We start from the raw sequence: 16,862 nt of genomic DNA, 5'->3' as shown, positions 1-16,862 counted from the left end.
CTTTATTCTTTACTTAACTGATTATTCGGTTAAGAAGCTTTCCATTGTTAAATACGCAAACAGCTTTTGTCTGGTGGCAATAGCGCTGTGGGACCACCTGAATCCATTTCGAACTCAGAAGTGAAACGCAGTTGCGGCGATGGTAGTGTGGCAGTCGCCATGCGAGAGTAGCTCACCGCCAGACTCCTATACCAACCCCATGCTCATTGAGTGTGGGGTTTTTTATTGTCTAAAATTTAAGTTCAAATTAGCCGCGAGTTACGAGTTACGAGCCTCGAGCTACGAGAAAGAGCAAAACAAACCCACAAGGTTCCTATTTGAGCTGCGGGTAGATATGTATCGCTATTTAACTAATTCAAGCTTCACAATATCTTTGAGGCTGCGGCGTTGTGAATAGATGACTCGACCATTCATTTGTTGTAATTTCGAGATTTCCATATTTCAACCTAAATTGCAGAAGGCAGACATTTTGATGTGACAATGCAAAAGCTATAGACTTAGCATTAGTAGATGCAATTCCATTTTCTTCACACCAAACAAGCTTGATACTTTAAGTGATATTGTTTTCAATGCTAATGGATGTACATTGTAATTAGTATCTAATTGATAAGTGCTTAATAGAATGTGTTGACATATTATTAAGTATTGTTAGATATAATTTCTTTACGGAAAGGTAAACAGAGTTATATATATCAAAGGTGCTATTAAAACCCTTAGTATATATGTGTATTAATGCAAATTTCCCCTTTTATTAGGTGCTTTTTTGACATTAATCTGTTTAAATGTGCACCAATAAAAAACTAAACACGGATGTAACAATAATAATAAAAATAATATATTGTGTATTTTCGTATTTGTCTTTTCTTAATATCTTTAATAGCATTTAATGTTGATGCGGATTGGTATCAAAATCAATTTGATGTGGGCGTCCTCACATCTCAAATAAATGTTAACCATCAGTTAGCGACTTCTAATCAATCTAATTTAGGCTTAACAGCAAAAGCAATACAACTTTACGATGGTTGGGGCTTTTCCATTGCCAATACATCTCTGTATACGTCGGTTAAAAGTGATAAAAATCATACCTTTCATAATAGGAACTCTGCATTTCAATTCAAAGGTTTTATAACAGATAATACTGATATTCTATTTGGTATACAGGACTCGTCTGAACTTGATACTGCTGCAATTTTATCTACGCATTTTTTAGACAAACCTAAAAATCAACTGATAGCCACAGCATTTAATTTGAAGGCTAATCTTAATTTAGGTAATGACCAAGATTATTGGTATATTAAGTTTGCTCTTAATAATACTCACTCTGAGAGTGAAGACCCCCTGACCGATAATATATTTAGCACTATTGATAATGATTCGTTAGATTTATCTCTAGGGTGGAAGATTACAGAAGACAGTTATTTAACATCGAAATTGATGCAAGTTGAAGGTAGTAATACGCAAGAACAAGGGGAAAACTCTAGCTCAATTTTGTCTTCATTTGTTGGTTTTAGAACACGTTATCTCGGCTCTTCTTCGTTGAGTGTAGATTTGGGTAGTTCGGCAGTAAAAGGCGGACAAAATACCCTGTCTTGGATAATCAACCATAAAACCGAATTGACCGAATATTCTAGTATTACATTAGCTAATGGTCGTCGTTATTCTGTATCTGGTGATTATCGATTTAATACTGAACTTCAAACCAATACCAAATTAAATTTTGCTATAAAACCGACAAATTATTTATCACTTTTATTCGATGTTAATTACATCACAGGTGTTATTGGTGGTGCTATTGATTCAGAGAAATTATCCATTAAAAATGCATACAATTTAGCTTACAGCTCCAATTGGAGTAGTAATCTTTATGTTCAATATGATGAATACAAGGATGATAGAAGTATATTTGATTATGAACAAACGGTAGTCGGTATCTCTGTTAGTAGAGATTTAATATGATTAAATATCTATGTTTACTATTCTTTTTCACTAATATCGCCCTTGCTAATAACAAAGAGTATCAATTGGGCCCTGGTGATGAAATTGAAATACTGGTTTACCAAGAATCAGAATTAAAAACCCTTACTAAATTAAGCCAATCCGGACAAGTCGACTTACCTTTAATAGGACAAGTGAAACTAGAAGGACTAAGTGTACAGCAAGCTAAATCTTTAGTGGAAAAAAGATATGCGGATGGTTATTTACTAAATCCGGATGTGACGATCATGGTTAGAAGCTACCGACCATTTTTTATTCATGGTGAAGTGAAAACCCCAGGCAGTTATAAATACCAAGCAGAAATTAATTTAGAACAAGCCATAGCTTTAGCTGGCGGGTTAAAAGACCGGGCTTCAGGCTCTCATTGGGTTATTTGGCGTGGGTTTCCTAGGCAGTCGTTTACTGCACAAAAGAGTTCTCAAATTTTACCAGGCGATGTAATAAAAATTAATAAGAGTTTCTTTTAATGGAACAAGTTAATGAAAATTACAAAGATGATGAAATAGACTTAGGTGAATTAACCAAAGTACTTTGGCATAGGAAATGGTTCATTTTAATCTTTGTTATCCTTACTTCCCTGTTAGCCAGTATATTTATTTCTCAAGTGCCTAATGTTTATCAATCGAGTGTATTGATTATGTTTAAAAAGGCAACTCAATCAGCGGATCCTTTGCAAAGTCTCATCAGTGGATCTATAACGGCAGCGGATAATACCGAAACTGAGCTAGAGTTGATCAAAAGCAGACGATTTGCCGGTGAAATAGTTGATAGCTTGGCATTAGATAAACAACCTGAGTTTGATATTATTTTTCCTGAAAATACATCAATGACGATTGATGACTTTAATAAACTTAGACGTAAAACAACGATAGATAACGTATTAAGTAATATATCGGTCCAGCAAAAATCAGGTACAGATTTAATATCAATCTCTTATCAGTCAACTAATCCTAAGTTAGCAGCCCAAATAGCCAATGAAGTGGGTAGTACATTTGTTACCTTTAAAGAGCAGCTCATGGCGGGAAAGCAGAAAGCAGGTTCGAAACTGATTGTTGATAAAATAAAATCAGTTCAACAAAGTTTGGATAAAGCTGAATTTAAGATCGTTGAATATCAAAATGAACATGACTTTATAGATATTCAAACTGCAATCGCGTTCAGTAATACCAAATTAGTAAAAATGCACGCTCAAAAACAAGTGTTAGACAGTGAAATTGAACAATCTAATATTTTGAAAAGTCATATTATTAAAAGTAAAAATAATGTCGATGCCTTATTAGCCATTCCCATGTTAGCAAAGTCAGACATTGTAAATTCAGGCAAAGATGAAATAAAAGCCCAGCAAAAAATATTCGACAAAATCAAACTTAGATACGGTAAAAAACACCCAAAGTATATCGAAGCGAATCGCTTATTAAATGATGCAAAATCTAATTTATTGTCTGAGATCACTAAGCAAGTTAATCAAATCGATAAGCAATTACAGTTTTATCAAGACAACTTAGTGTTTGTTGAAAAAGAAATAGAAGAAAATACGATAAGACTAAGACAGTTGGGCGTCATTGAATTTGATTATCAAAAATTAAAGCGAGAGTTTGATGCTTATTTGACTTTATATGAAGCCTTGGTCAAAAAACAAAATGAATCTGATTTAATGCAGGACTTATCTAATACGTCAAATATCATTTTAGTTGAGACCGCAGAAGAAAATAGTTCGCCAGTAAAACCTAAACGTAAATTAATGTTAGTGTTGGCTGTACTTGGCAGTTTTATGGTGTCTGTTTTAATTGTATTTATCGAAGTGATGTTAGGCGATAAAGTGATCCAATTTAGGCGAATGGCATTAAAGTTCAAAACAAAAGTTATAGGCACAGTGCCTAAGATTAAAATGAAGAAGTCACTTAAAAATGATGTTCTTACTCATTTAGATAGAGCTAAACACGCTGGTTTTATTGAGGCAATCAGAAGTATCAGAACCAATATATTATTGGATAAAGTCAGGTCTAAACAGAAAGTGATTGCGATAACGTCGATAAATCCTAACGATGGTAAATCATCTTTATCTATCCAACTGGCCGATTGTTTCTCAGAACTAGAAGATGTCGTGTTAATCGATGCTGATTTACGCTTTCCTTCTATAGCCAAAGCATTGGGAGAGGATAAAGACCGACCAGGCTTAACGAACTTAATTGCCAAAAGTCACACATTAGAACAATCGATTATTAAACAAGAACAATATAAATTTGATGTGATCGCTTCCGGTAATGTGCCCAAAAACCCGTTGGTGTTTTTGTCCAACCCGAGACTTCAAGGGATAATAACTTATTTAAAATCTCACTATGAGAGAGTTATTTTGGAATGCCCACCAATCATGTCTGTCAGTGATGCTTATGTTATTTCTAAACATGTTGATAGTGTATATTTGGTTGTAGACGCTGAAAAAACAGATACTAATATGTTGGGCAATGTATTAGAGGAACTGCAACAGGCCAATGTAATTGTGGGCGGTATATTGATTAATAAGGTTAAGGAAAGTAATAATTATTATTCGACCAAATATTATAGCCGACAAAACATTGAACCTAGTAAAGTTAAGGTAGCTTAACGACTAAGCCAATCCTAAACACGTTGATATCTACTCACCGCATTAATATCTAATAAAATTGCGCCTCGACACGCATTTAATCATCCACTAATATCCACCTATTCCGTAAATTCAAAAAGCAATGCTCATGTTTAAATTAGACCCTCGAATTGAAAAAGACTCTATATTTGTCAAAGAATTACCTTTATGTCAGCTGCGCTTACAAAATGACAGCCGTTATCCATGGTTTGTATTATTACCGCGGGTAAATGAATTAACGGAAGTACATCAACTGTCCGAGCATGAACAAATGCAACTGATGAAAGAAAGTGCTTTGGTATCTAAAGCATTGACTGCAACAACCCAGTGTAAAAAGATCAATGTCGCGAATTTAGGCAATGTTGTTGCACAATTACATTGGCATGTTGTGGCCAGATTTGAACATGATCAAACTTGGCCAGGTCCCATCTGGGGGATAGGGGCAAGTATTGCTTGGCAAGATCAAAAAAGAGCCGAATTTATCGACTCTTTTTTAGAAAACTTATCACAACTAAGCCAGTTTAAATAACGGATTAGATGTTTTCAGTTAAGAACTCGGTTAATTGTGTTTTGCTTAATGCGCCAACTTTAGTTGCAGCTACCGCACCATTTTTGAATAACAACAATGTAGGTATACCACGAACACCAAACTTAGGTGGCGTGTTTGGGTTTTGATCTATATTTAATTTAGCGATTGAAACAGTGTCAGCCATTTCTTCAGCAACTTCATTAAGAATAGGGGCAATCATTTTACAAGGACCACACCACTCTGCCCAAAAATCAACTAAAACAGGTTTATCACCATTGATAACCGACTCAAAACTATCATCTGTCACTGCAATAATTTTATCGCTCATTTAAATCTCCAAGTATTTATTAAATTTTATAACGCTATTTTGAATAAATTGTTTCTTATTGCAAGGGTTAAGGTTATTCTTATCCGCTATGACTAAGACACATTTAACAGAAACTAAATTCTCAGACTTTTCAATACACGAAAGTGTATTAAAAGCATTATCCTCTGCTGGTTATTCGCATTGTACCCCTATTCAAGCTATGTGTATGCCTCTTATAGAAAAAGGCGCAGACATAGCAGGACAGGCACAAACAGGTACAGGCAAAACCATCGCGTTTTTAACTGCAACATTTAACAGATTATTAGCTAATCCTGATGCTAAAGGGCAGCCGAGAGCAATAATTTTAGCACCGACCCGTGAACTTGCTATCCAAATCCATAAAGACGCGATTACCTTTGCTGAGCAAAGTGGTCTGTCTCTAGGATTGATTTATGGTGGCGAAGGTTATGAATCTCAACGCCAAGTATTAGAAAAAGGTGTTGATGTACTGATCGGTACTACAGGCCGAGTCATTGATTACCATAAACAAGGTGTATTCAATTTAGACTCAATAGAAGCTGTTGTACTTGATGAAGCCGATCGTATGTTCGATTTAGGCTTTATTAATGACATCCGTTACTTGTTTAATAAAATGCCTGATAGAACGTCAAGACTAAATCTTGTTTTCTCAGCAACCATGAGTTTCAAGGTAAAAGAACTTGCATACTCACACATGAATGAACCGACACATTTGCAATCAGAACCAAATCAAATGACCGGCGTTCGTATTCAAGAAGAATTGTTTTACCCACAATCCAATCAAAAGATTGAATTATTGCTTTCTTTAATTGAAGAAGATTGGCCAGAAAAAGCAATTGTTTTTACCAATACAAAACATTCGTGTGAAAAAGTGTATAACTGGCTAAAATCAGATAAACATAGAGTTGGCCTATTAACTGGTGACGTTAACCAACGTAAACGTTTAAGTATTTTAGAGTCTTTCTCAAAAGGTGATATTGATTTCCTAGTTGCAACGGATGTTGCTGCTCGTGGACTACATATCCCTGAAGTATCTCACGTATATAACTTTGACTTACCTGATGATCGTGAAGATTACGTGCATCGTATAGGTCGAACTGGACGTGCTGGTGCAAGTGGGCACGCAATTAGTTTTGCATGTGAATCATATGTATATAACTTACCGGCGATTGAAGAATATATCGGTCACAGTATTCCAGTAAGTCAATATGATGCCGATGCATTATTAGATGATGTTCCACGCCCAAAATACCAAAAGCGCCGTAATAATCATCACGGCCAAAGACGTCGTAACTAATTGAGCAGGTAGTTCTTTAATGGAAAACAATAGTAGTTATGCCGTTATTGATTTAGGCTCAAACAGCTTCCATATGATGATTGTTCAGGTGGTGGCTGGTAGTGTTCAGGTAATTGGCAGAGTAAAACGTAAAGTTCGATTGGCCGCTGGGTTAGATGCAGATATGAATCTATCTAACGAAGCGATGTTAAGAGGATGGGAATGTTTAAATCTGTTTGCTGAACGTCTACAAGATATCCCTTCGCAGAATCTAAGAATTGCCGGAACGGCAACTCTTAGATTAGCAAAAAATGTCGATATATTCTTAAAACAAGCCGAAAGTATCTTAGGTCAAAAGATCAGGGTTATTTCTGGTGATGAAGAAGCAAATACCATATATAAAGGCGTTGCATACACTTCAAGTAGCAAACAAAAACGTCTTGTCATTGATATTGGTGGTGCGAGTACTGAACTTGTTGCAGGTGAGGGAGATACCCCACAAATTTGCAATAGTCTCAATGTTGGCTGTGTTACATTTTTAGATAAATACTTTCCTAATGGCGAACTGTCAGAACAAAACTTTACTAATGCAATTGGTGCTGCTGAGTTAGAAATCGGCAAAATTCGTGATTTGTATAAAGATTTTGAATGGAAAGAAGAGGTGGGTGCGTCTGGCACTGTGCAAGCTATTCAAGAAATTCTTATGCATCAAGGTCATGATGAAATCATAACCTTGCCTAGACTTATCTCTATCATGCAACAAGCTATCACTTATGGTTCTATCAACCGACTAAATATCCCAGGTTTAGTTCAAGAACGTAGATTAGTATTCCCAAGTGGTCTAGCTATATTAATAGCCATTTTTAGACAACTTAACTTAGTAGGTATGACATTAGCTGGCGGGGCATTGCGAGAGGGCTTGTTGTATTCAATGTTACCGGATTTAACGAAACAGAATGTTCGAGAGCGTACCTTAAACAGTGTAATGACTCGTTATCATGTCGATTCGGAACATGCTAAAAGAGTTGCAGAACTCACTATTAATTTAGCGAATCAAGTTAACTCTAAGTGGGATATGGAGCAATTTGATGCATTAGACATATTACGGTCTGCTGCACTAGTACACGAAGTTGGATTACAGGTTGCTTACAAAGATCAACAAATACACGCGAGTTATTTGTTAGCGAACACTAACTTACCCGGCTTTACCGAAGCTCAGAAAAATCTCCTTACTGCGTTAGTTCGAAATCATAAAGAAGATATCGATCAACATTCATTATCAAAACAAAGTTCAACCTCGGTACTTTTGGCTTGTCGATTATCCAGAATATTACGTTTAGCGGTTATATTATCGTTAAGACGTAAAGATGAAGTGATGCCTAAAGTAATAGTCACAGTTGAAAATGAAGTGTTGAAACTAACATTGCCTGATAATTGGATTGGGAATAACCCGTTAACTGAAGCTGAACTGGCACAAGAAGCAAGTTACCAATCGGCACAAGGTTGGCAATTGGTAATAGAATAAAGTGAAAGGTACAGCTTATGTACCCTTCACATAGTTATTTTATTGTTGTTGTAACCAAATCGCTGCTTTCTTGGCAAAATACGTCAAAATGCCATCTGCCCCTGCTCGTTTAAATGCTAATAAAGATTCCATTACTATGGCTTCTTCTGCTAACCATCCATTTTCAATAGCAGCCATATGCATGGCATATTCACCACTCACTTGATAGGCATAAGTCGGTACTTGGAAAGTTTGTTTCACACTACTGACAATATCTAAATATGGCATACCTGGTTTCACCATAACCATATCTGCACCTTCAGCTAGATCTAATGCAACTTCACGCAAAGCTTCATCAGAATTAGCTGGGTCCATTTGATAATTCTTTTTATCCGCCCCTTTTAAATTACCAGCTGAACCAACGGCATCTCTAAAAGGCCCGTAATAACTGGATGCATACTTAGCCGAATAGGCCAAAATAGAAGTATTAATGTGGCCAGTGGATTCCAGCGCCTCTCTAATAGCGCCAATACGGCCATCCATCATGTCAGACGGTGCAACCACATCTGCTCCCGCTGCGGCATGGGATAATGCCTGTTTTACCAGTATTTCCGTCGTAATATCATTTAACACATATCCATTCTCATCTATGATCCCATCTTGACCATGTAGAGTGAACGGGTCTAAAGCAACGTCAGTAATGACACCTAATTCAGGGTATGCCGCTTTTACTGCTTTTACGGCCCGTTGCGCTAACCCATCTGGATTATAAGCTTCTTCTGCAAACTCTGATTTCAGACCTTGTTCAGTCACTGGAAATATAGCGATAGCAGGTATACCTAAATCAACTAACTCTTTGGCTTCTTTGACTAACAAGTCAATCGACATTCTTTCGATGCCTGGCATTGAAGATATGGACTCTTTGCGGTTCTCACCATCAAGAATAAACATAGGGTAAATCAGATCATTAGTCGTTAGAACATTCTCGCGCATTAAACGGCGTGAAAAATCATTTTTTCGCATTCTACGCATGCGTGTATATGGAAAACTGCCTAAGTCATTATGTAACACTAGATTACCTCTTGATATGTTTGGACTTGATTACGGCCACTTTGTTTTGCTTTATATAAAGCGCTATCAGCCATTTCGATAAATGAGTTTGGTTCAATTGCTTTGGTGGAGTCATGAGTTGCGACACCTATGCTTATTTTACAAGATAAGGTTTGTTCGTTAAGCGTTATTGTAAGGTTTTCAATCGCCGCACGAATTTTCTCCGCTAAAGTGAGTGCCCCGGGTAAATTTGTATTGGGCAGTAACACCGCAAATTCTTCTCCACCATAACGGAATACTTCGTCCGCGGTTCGGCTTAGTTGTTCTGCAGCACACATCGAAATACAACGAATTACTTCATCACCAACAATATGGCCGTAAGTGTCATTCACTTTTTTGAAGTGATCAATATCAAACAAAATCAAAGACAATGGGGTTAACTCACGACGACCTCGACGTAATTCAGCTTGTAAACGTTTATCAAAATGTCGTCGATTATAAATACCTGATAAAGCATCTATGGTATTAAGCTTCTCTAATTGTTGGTTTTTTTCTTCTAATTCCCTTAAAGCAAACTGTAGCTCCATCATTTGTTCACTATGTAACAACGCTTGATCTGTGGTCTCTTCATCATTGCCAAAAACATCATATTCAATTGCTGATGAACGTGTGACAGCAATTGCTAAAAATAAAATATGAATAATAAGAGAAAGTTGCAATAAATTTAGATTTGAAATAGGGAGACTAAACGGAGAAAAATTATTTACACAAATAAGTAACAAACAAATTAATAAAACGGCAAGGCCATAATTAAACTCTTGATGTTCATGCAAACCATGGTTCCATGCCATCACTCCGGCGTACAAATGACAGATACATATAATTATTGATATCAGAATTATTAAATATAAACCGGCTTGATAACTTAAATATAAGGTAGCAGGCAATAACAACACAGCGAATAGCGCGATATATTTAAACCAAGACATAAGTTGGTGGTCTTGGTAGAAATGTTTAAGTGTTTCTCTGGCCAATAAGGCTGAAAATAGGATACTTAGGCAAGTAAATATATAAAATGCATGTTGTTGTAATACGGGCTGATTTGGCCAAAAATAGTGAAAAGCAAATCCATTCAAAGTCAAAATAATCATTAAAAAAGAAACTATAAATCCTGCATTTAATAACGATGATTTTTCTCGACTCACGCTGAATGTAATTAAACAAGCGATTATAGCTGCAACAATTAATCCTATAAAACTACCGGTTAACAAACGCTGGTAGTTTTGTTGCTCTTGAAAGTACTCTTTTTGCCATAAAGTAATTGGTAGCTGAGTGCTGCCTGAGGTTTGTGTCGCGATATATATTTCTAATGTTTCACTGGCATGCAAAGAAATTGGGATAATAAAGGACTCATGTAATACAGGTCGTAGAGGAAAAACTTGATTATCACCTAGACTTTGAACACTGCGGACACGCCCTTGAGACAAAATGTAAAATGTAATGTTATCCAATAACGGTGCATCTAATTCTATATAGTAAGACTCAACTTGTGCGGATGGGTTAGCAAGTTCAAAACGAAACCACTGAACGCGATTGTCAAAGCCCAACTTGATTTGAGAGTATGTAAACTGTGACCAACCTTCTATTGGTGGAGCTTCAAGAGGGTCATGATCACCAATATTATATTCAATGTAAGGTGTGAGGTCAGTTTTACCTTGTAAGTTTGAAATGTCATAAGTCGCCGCGTTAACTTGCAAAAGCAATTCAACGAAGATAAGTAAGAAAATGACAAATTTATTAAACAAAAACTGAGCCTTTTTATTAAAGTTCGATAATAGGACAATATCAGCAGTTTATTAAGTAATCTAGTGCGCTGGAACTCAGGTGGCACAGGATAGGTAAAACTATTAATTATCCGTTATTTCTTCGTTAGGTTGTTTCACCTTAATGGCTCTTGATAATACTAGACCTAACTCGAACAACATCCACATCGGAATCGCCAATAATGTTTGGCTGATCACATCAGGCGGCGTTAATAACATGCCTAGAACAAAAGCGCCCAATATTACGTATGGCCGTTTTAATTTTAAATTATCGACAGTAGTTACCCCAGATAGACACAAAATAAAAACGACTACCGGTACTTCAAACGACAAACCAAAAGCGATAAATAATTTAAGAACAAAGTCTAAGTAACTACTAATATCTGTCGCGATGACTATATTTTCCGGTGCCACACTGGTGAAAAAAGAAAACACTAATGGGAACACAATAAAATAAGAAAAGGCGATACCGAAATAAAATAATAAAACAGAGGTGATGAGAATTGGAGCTGCAAACTTTTTTTCATGGTTATATAAACCCGGCGCAATAAACCCCCACACTTGATGTAATAAATAAGGGAATGCGATCACAATAGAAAGCATAAAAGCTAATTTAAAGGGCGCAAAAAACGGGGCTGCAACATCAGTTGCAATCATATTAGAGCCTTCAGGTAAAACATCTAATAAGGGGGTAGAGACTAAGGTATATAAATCATTGGCAAAATAAGCTAATCCAGCAAAACACAATAAAATAGCCACAACGGAGCGAATTAATCTCTGTCTTAGTTCGATCAGGTGATTTAAAAAAGGCGGTTTATCATTTGTCATGTTTAACATTATCTACTGCAGGTTCTGATAGTGTTTGTTGCACACTTTTTGCGGCATTAGTGAGTTCATCAACAGATTGTTGTAACTCAGGAGATAGATTTTCCATCCCTTGTTGTTCTGCTTTTTTTAAGTTTTCGTGCAGTTCATGCACTCGTAACTGCTCATTTACCTCAGCAGAGACACCTTGCACCATTTGACTAAATTGGCGTTTCATTTGGCTAAAGCGCCTAATAGCCGAAGGAAGTTTATCAGGACCAAGAACGATGGTGCCTACGACGGCGATGACAATAAACTCCCAGAAACCCATATCAACTAGTCTTTTGTGTTAATTTTTTCGTGTTTTTCTGACTTGGCAAAATCAGCATCATCATTGTTTTTAGTTTCAACGTTCGGTTTGTCGTCAGAAATCGAATTTTTAAAACCTTTAACCGCTGAACCTAAATCAGAACCCAAAGACTTAATCTTTTTAGTACCAAATAGAAGTATGACAATGACTAAAACAATAAGAAGTTGCCAGAGGCTTATACCACCAAATCCCATTTTAATATCCAATTTGTAATAAACTGACGATAGTATAAAGTTTAATTAAGTGAAATAATATATTTAGATATTCAATGATGAATAATAAGACAAAAAACATGGAAGCTATTTATGAGAGTTGAGCAATTAAAGTGTGTATTATTGTGCCTGTTTATGACAAGTGCATGGTCTCTTTGTGCACAACAAACAACTCAACAATCAACGACTCCAAAGTGTCTACCCTCAGAACAAAAGTTAGATCCAAAAGCGGCCAGTGAAAGTCAACACTCTAATGTTAAATGCAATACACAAACAGTAGCTACGGCGAATAATGAACTAACGGTTATTGAGAAAAAAGTTGAGCAAGAACGTTTAAAAGTACTATTTGTTGACGTAAACAGTGTGGTTGAAAATGTTGGTTATTCAATGGACTGGACTGCAAATTTATTAGATGGTTTTTTTGCTAAAGATGAAAAAGGAAAAAACAAAGCGAAAACATGGGGACATTTTATTGTCGGCTGGGAACCCAGAGAAGGTGAGGTGTTCACAGGGGAAAGCTTCCCGATAAAATTTAAAGTAAAAGCCAAGTTACCAAACTTGGAAAATAAAGTAGAGATCATTCTATCAGACGGTGAAGATGATGATTTTAAAACCTTACCTTACGAATCAGTAAAACCAGAAGCATTTAAATTGAGCCAAAACTCGTTGGGTGCAGCCGTACGTTTTTTACATACTAAATCAAATGATATCAGTACATCGGTTCGAATAGGTTGGGGGGAAGACCAACTTTATACACGAGCCTCCGCGGTTTATCGTAAAAAGTTTTTAGATAATAGAGTGACATTTAATCTGCAACCCGCGCTTGAATATTATGTAGCGGATGGTTGGGGAGCAAGGTTCTTAGTAGATACAGGTTACAAGTTAAGCCAACAATCTGAAATACGCTATAACTTTTCATATCGTGATTTAGAGTCTTATGAGTCGCCAGAATGGCGTTCTGGATTGTTCCAAATAAGCTCTGTCGGAGAAAAAGCTGCGTTGATAATAGGAATATCATCATTTGGATATGTTGAACCAAAGCCGGATGCACAATTACATAGGTTTAGTATTCGATATCGATTTAATGCATTAAGGGATTGGTTGTTTTTTGAAGTGGAGCCTTTTGTCGAATTACACAAAGAAGATCCATTAGAGCAAGAATATTATAATCCGTTATCCAGTGACTTTAGACGAGACTCTGGTATTTCGTTTCGGGTAGAGTCTCATTACGGCTTTTTATAAAGTGGATTAACGTATTTTTAGCCACACTTTAATGGCGTTGATAACCGTGACTGCTGCGGTAATAACACCAGCAACTTGCCAGTAAGGATTGTCTAAATTACTAAATATGGCAATCAGTAATGAAGCTAAAAATCCACAACCTGTTAATGTAAGTTGCAGTAAAAATCGTCTGTGTTGCTTTTGATGTTGTAAATACTGCTCAACTAAGTCTTGTTTTAGTTGTGGCATGTTATTCAAATTTGTCAGCCCAGTATGTAACATCTCAGGGATTTCTGGTGCTTTCTCAAGCCAATAAGGCAAATTCTCTTTGCTAGATTTATAAAATGCTCTAAAACCCATCTGTTCATCTACCCATTGTTCTAAAAACGGTTTGGCGGTTTGCCAAAGATCTAATTGAGGATAAAGTTGACGTCCCAATCCTTCTACATATAACAGTGTTTTTTGTAATAATACTAGTTGAGGCTGAACTTGCATTTCAAATTGTCTGGCGGTATCAAATAAACCTATTAGTACTTGGGCAAATGATATTTCGTCTAATGGTTTATTAAAAATAGGGTCACATACGGCTCGGATGGCAATCTCAAATTCTTCCACGTTAATATGACTAGGGACCCAACCAGATTGCACATGTAATTGCGCCACTCTTAAATAATTACGATTAAAAAAGGCGACAAAATTTTCAGCTAAATAACGTTTATCTTGTTCATTTAACGTTCCCATGATGCCAAAATCAATCCCAATGTATTTAGGATCATTTGGGTTTTGTTGCTCAATAAAGATATTGCCTGGATGCATGTCGGCATGAAAAAAGCTGTCACGAAAGACCTGAGTAAAAAACACTCTAACTCCGCGTTCAGCCAATTTCTTTAAATCAGAACCTTGTGCGATAAGCGCATTCGTATCAGATACCGGAATACCATAAATACGTTCCATCACTAAAACCTTAGACGTACATAACTCTGGGTATATTTGTGGAATATATAAGTCATTAGAATCTTTAAAATTATCACGTAACTTGATGCCATTATTAGCTTCTAACTTAAGGTCTAACTCATTTAAGATGGTTTTTTGATACTCTTGCACCACTTCAACCGCGCGGAACCTATGTCCTTCTTTGGTTTTAGCAATCAACCCAGCAAACATTAACATTAATGAGATGTCAGAGATGATCTGTTGCTCAATATTAGGACGGATAACTTTAATAATCACCTTAATAGGGTCTTGGCCTTCCACTAACGATAATTGTGCCCCATGCACTTGAGCCATAGACGCTGTGGCAATAGGCGTTTGTTCAAATTGGCAAAAAACGTCAGATAGTGAGTTGATCTCTAGTTGTTGGCAAATCGTTTGTTCCACGATGGACGTGGGATAAGGGGTCACTTGGTCTTGTAACTTGGTTAATTCAGAACTTAATTGCTCGGACAATAAGTCTTTTCTGGTAGATAACATTTGACCTAACTTTATCCAGACCGGGCCTAAGTGCTCTAATGCAATTCTAAGATTGTGAGCGGAATGAGTTTGTTTTGATGTTTTTGGGTACCAGAAAAAGAGGGTAACCATTACCTTTAATAACCAAGGTGTTTTCTGTTTTGGAATTAATTCATAAAGACGATAATAAAGAAAAACATGAATTATTTTGCTGATGCGAGAGAGTGTTTTCAATGTTATCGAGACTCGTGTAGTTTGGTAGTTAATGCACTTATTGTTGCGGCTAACTTGTCTGTTTTTGCAGACAAGACATCAACTTGATCAATAAAAAGACTAACTTCATTATAATGTGGACTTAATTTTAACTCTTCGGTTATGGCTGTGGTTAACGTGTAATCCATATCTTTCGTTTTTATTTTTATATTACTTACTAACGCTTGAATCGCCGTTACCATTTTATGAGCAATAGCGTCGCCAAAATAACTCGATAATAGTTGTTGCCAATCTATGTTGTTATTCATTAATAATTCAGAAAAGCCCTGCGCGATGGCGAGATCACCATCAAGCTCCAAACTATCTTGTTTAATCAATTTAGTAAGCTGTGACGCATCCGATAATGAGCGTAAATACTGGCTGCTGGTGGTCACTAAACAATCGTAACCTTCCGTATTGGAAGATAATAATACCTCGTTATCTAATACCTGAAGTTTAATGTTCAGTGATAAGTCAGTTAAACAAACACTCAAACTCTTACCTTCTAATTTAACCAGCTTAATATGTGCTTGGTCGTCAAAGGTAAGAAGTTTATTTATTTTTGGCTCAATAAACGAATGGGCCAATTGTTGAAGCAGTATCAAAATTTGAAGCCTTTATGCAAAGCAACAATACCGCCTGTCATATTGGTATACGATACTTGATCAAAACCAGCCGTTTCCATCATTTGTTTTAACGTATCTTGGTCTGGATGCATTCGAATCGATTCAGAAAGGTATTGATAACTCTCTTTATCACCAGCAATTAACTGACCCATTTCGGGTAAAATCTTAAACGAATAAAAGTCGTAGGCTTTATTAAGCCATTGTTGTTCTGGTTTAGAAAACTCTAATACTAATAATCGACCACCAGGCTTAAGTACTCTATATATAGAACGTAATGCTTCGTCTTTGTCTGTGACATTCCGTAAACCAAATGCAATGGTGACTAAATCAAAGGTGTTTTCAGCAAAAGGCAACGCCTGCGCATTCGCTTGCACATATTCAACATTACTTACAACGCCTAAATTATGCAGTTTTTCACGACCTACTTTAATCATAGAATCGTTGATATCAGCAAGTACCACTTTGCCTGTTGGGCCAACCGCTTGACTAAATTTACGTGTTAAATCACCGGTACCGCCTGCTAAATCTAGGACTTTGTTCCCTGGGCGCACGTTACTGGCATCGATGGTAAAACGTTTCCAAAGTCGATGTATGCCAAAAGACATTACATCGTTCATGATGTCGTATTTCGCTGCGACGGAGTGGAATACATCCGCAACCATAGCTTGTTTTTGTTCGGACTCTACGGTTTTGTAACCAAAGTGTGTTGTGGATTGTTGATCGTTTTCAGTAGTCATATTTTTATACAGGCAAGAGTAATTAAGGCAAGTGTACTTAAATGT

The 16,862-nt window shown here is 36.5% G+C and carries 16 protein-coding genes and 1 rRNA gene; 8 read left to right on the top strand and 9 right to left on the bottom strand.

The annotated features are described in order from the left end of the window. The first annotated feature begins 69 nt into the window (after nucleotides 1-69). The 5 genes from rrf to KO505_RS17135 all read left to right on the top strand — a co-directional run bounded on the left by rrf (nucleotide 70) and on the right by KO505_RS17135 (nucleotide 5,147). Nucleotides 70-184, top strand: a 5S ribosomal RNA gene (gene rrf, locus KO505_RS17155). A 656-nt stretch (nucleotides 185-840) separates the two neighbouring features. Beyond that, nucleotides 841-1,956, top strand: coding sequence for a hypothetical protein (locus KO505_RS17150; protein WP_216056683.1), 1,116 nt, complete (start codon nucleotides 841-843; stop codon nucleotides 1,954-1,956). After that, nucleotides 1,953-2,462 (top strand): polysaccharide biosynthesis/export family protein, encoded by a 510-nt coding sequence (locus KO505_RS17145; RefSeq protein WP_216056682.1) that lies wholly within the window; start codon nucleotides 1,953-1,955, stop codon nucleotides 2,460-2,462. The genes KO505_RS17150 and KO505_RS17145 overlap by 4 nt, the downstream gene beginning before the upstream one ends. After that, nucleotides 2,462-4,600, top strand: coding sequence for a polysaccharide biosynthesis tyrosine autokinase (locus KO505_RS17140; RefSeq protein WP_216056681.1), 2,139 nt, complete (start codon nucleotides 2,462-2,464; stop codon nucleotides 4,598-4,600). Before KO505_RS17145 ends, KO505_RS17140 begins: the two co-directional genes overlap by 1 nt. A 127-nt stretch (nucleotides 4,601-4,727) precedes the next feature. Continuing rightward, entirely contained in the window at nucleotides 4,728-5,147 is a 420-nt protein-coding gene (locus tag KO505_RS17135; protein ID WP_216056680.1) for an HIT domain-containing protein, read from the top strand. A gap of 4 nt (nucleotides 5,148-5,151) precedes the next feature. Here the strand turns inward: KO505_RS17135 and trxA are convergent, their stop codons facing one another. Then, entirely contained in the window at nucleotides 5,152-5,475 is a 324-nt protein-coding gene (gene trxA, locus KO505_RS17130; RefSeq protein ID WP_216056679.1) for a thioredoxin TrxA, read from the bottom strand. Between the two features lie 88 nt (nucleotides 5,476-5,563). Between trxA and rhlB the strand changes: the two genes are divergently transcribed. Beyond that, entirely contained in the window at nucleotides 5,564-6,790 is a 1,227-nt protein-coding gene (rhlB, locus tag KO505_RS17125) for an ATP-dependent RNA helicase RhlB (RefSeq protein WP_216056678.1), read from the top strand. 19 nt (nucleotides 6,791-6,809) lie between these two features. Next, nucleotides 6,810-8,294 carry a guanosine-5'-triphosphate,3'-diphosphate diphosphatase gene (gene gppA / locus KO505_RS17120; RefSeq protein ID WP_216056677.1) on the top strand — a complete coding sequence of 495 codons (1,485 nt, stop codon included), beginning with the start codon at nucleotides 6,810-6,812 and terminating at the stop codon, nucleotides 8,292-8,294. 39 nt (nucleotides 8,295-8,333) lie between these two features. Here the strand turns inward: gppA and hemB are convergent, their stop codons facing one another. The 5 genes from hemB to tatA all read right to left on the bottom strand — a co-directional run bounded on the left by hemB (nucleotide 8,334) and on the right by tatA (nucleotide 12,514). Further along, entirely contained in the window at nucleotides 8,334-9,344 is a 1,011-nt protein-coding gene (gene hemB, locus KO505_RS17115) for a porphobilinogen synthase (RefSeq protein WP_371820016.1), read from the bottom strand. Next, nucleotides 9,344-11,128, bottom strand: coding sequence for a diguanylate cyclase (locus KO505_RS17110; protein WP_216056676.1), 1,785 nt, complete (start codon nucleotides 11,126-11,128; stop codon nucleotides 9,344-9,346). Before KO505_RS17110 ends, hemB begins: the two co-directional genes overlap by 1 nt. Before the next feature lie 102 nt (nucleotides 11,129-11,230). Beyond that, entirely contained in the window at nucleotides 11,231-11,974 is a 744-nt protein-coding gene (gene tatC, locus KO505_RS17105) for a twin-arginine translocase subunit TatC (protein WP_216056675.1), read from the bottom strand. Beyond that, nucleotides 11,964-12,281: a Sec-independent protein translocase protein TatB gene (gene tatB / locus KO505_RS17100; protein ID WP_216056674.1), complete on the bottom strand. Its 318-nt coding sequence runs from the start codon at nucleotides 12,279-12,281 to the stop codon at nucleotides 11,964-11,966. Before tatB ends, tatC begins: the two co-directional genes overlap by 11 nt. A 5-nt stretch (nucleotides 12,282-12,286) precedes the next feature. After that, on the bottom strand, nucleotides 12,287-12,514 hold the full coding sequence (tatA, locus tag KO505_RS17095) for a twin-arginine translocase TatA/TatE family subunit (protein WP_216056673.1): 228 nt from the start codon (nucleotides 12,512-12,514) through the stop codon (nucleotides 12,287-12,289). Nucleotides 12,515-12,625: 111 nt separating this feature from the next. Between tatA and KO505_RS17090 the strand changes: the two genes are divergently transcribed. Next, nucleotides 12,626-13,774: a hypothetical protein gene (locus KO505_RS17090; protein ID WP_216056672.1), complete on the top strand. Its 1,149-nt coding sequence runs from the start codon at nucleotides 12,626-12,628 to the stop codon at nucleotides 13,772-13,774. A gap of 6 nt (nucleotides 13,775-13,780) precedes the next feature. Here the strand turns inward: KO505_RS17090 and ubiB are convergent, their stop codons facing one another. Genes ubiB through ubiE form a run of 3 tightly spaced genes read right to left on the bottom strand, consistent with a single transcriptional unit; the run spans nucleotide 13,781 to nucleotide 16,817 of the window. Continuing rightward, entirely contained in the window at nucleotides 13,781-15,436 is a 1,656-nt protein-coding gene (gene ubiB, locus KO505_RS17085; RefSeq protein WP_216056671.1) for a ubiquinone biosynthesis regulatory protein kinase UbiB, read from the bottom strand. Between the two features lie 2 nt (nucleotides 15,437-15,438). After that, a complete protein-coding gene (locus KO505_RS17080) occupies nucleotides 15,439-16,059 on the bottom strand; it encodes an SCP2 domain-containing protein (protein WP_216056670.1) in 621 nt (206 codons plus the stop codon). Further along, a complete protein-coding gene (ubiE, locus tag KO505_RS17075) occupies nucleotides 16,056-16,817 on the bottom strand; it encodes a bifunctional demethylmenaquinone methyltransferase/2-methoxy-6-polyprenyl-1,4-benzoquinol methylase UbiE (protein WP_216056669.1) in 762 nt (253 codons plus the stop codon). Before ubiE ends, KO505_RS17080 begins: the two co-directional genes overlap by 4 nt. Nucleotides 16,818-16,862 lie beyond the last annotated feature (45 nt).

It is taken from the genome of Psychrosphaera sp. F3M07 (genome assembly GCF_018860345.1).
In the GTDB taxonomy this organism is placed as follows: Bacteria; Pseudomonadota; Gammaproteobacteria; order Enterobacterales; family Alteromonadaceae; genus Psychrosphaera; species Psychrosphaera aquimarina.
Note: the sequence above shows the minus strand (reverse complement) of the source record. Positions and strands in the feature narration are given on the sequence as shown.

Excerpts from the sequence above, each read along its gene's own strand:
- KO505_RS17145 (WP_216056682.1), top strand. The coding sequence starts at position 1,953 with ATGATTAAATATCTATGTTTACTATTCTTTTTCACTAATATCGCCCTT.
- KO505_RS17140 (WP_216056681.1), top strand. The coding sequence starts at position 2,462 with ATGGAACAAGTTAATGAAAATTACAAAGATGATGAAATAGACTTAGGT.
- KO505_RS17135 (WP_216056680.1), top strand. The coding sequence starts at position 4,728 with ATGTTTAAATTAGACCCTCGAATTGAAAAAGACTCTATATTTGTCAAA.
- trxA (WP_216056679.1), bottom strand. The coding sequence starts at position 5,475 with ATGAGCGATAAAATTATTGCAGTGACAGATGATAGTTTTGAGTCGGTT.
- rhlB (WP_216056678.1), top strand. The coding sequence starts at position 5,564 with ATGACTAAGACACATTTAACAGAAACTAAATTCTCAGACTTTTCAATA.
- gppA (WP_216056677.1), top strand. The coding sequence starts at position 6,810 with ATGGAAAACAATAGTAGTTATGCCGTTATTGATTTAGGCTCAAACAGC.
- tatC (WP_216056675.1), bottom strand. The coding sequence starts at position 11,974 with ATGACAAATGATAAACCGCCTTTTTTAAATCACCTGATCGAACTAAGA.
- tatB (WP_216056674.1), bottom strand. The coding sequence starts at position 12,281 with ATGGGTTTCTGGGAGTTTATTGTCATCGCCGTCGTAGGCACCATCGTT.
- tatA (WP_216056673.1), bottom strand. The coding sequence starts at position 12,514 with ATGGGATTTGGTGGTATAAGCCTCTGGCAACTTCTTATTGTTTTAGTC.
- KO505_RS17090 (WP_216056672.1), top strand. The coding sequence starts at position 12,626 with ATGAGAGTTGAGCAATTAAAGTGTGTATTATTGTGCCTGTTTATGACA.
- ubiE (WP_216056669.1), bottom strand. The coding sequence starts at position 16,817 with ATGACTACTGAAAACGATCAACAATCCACAACACACTTTGGTTACAAA.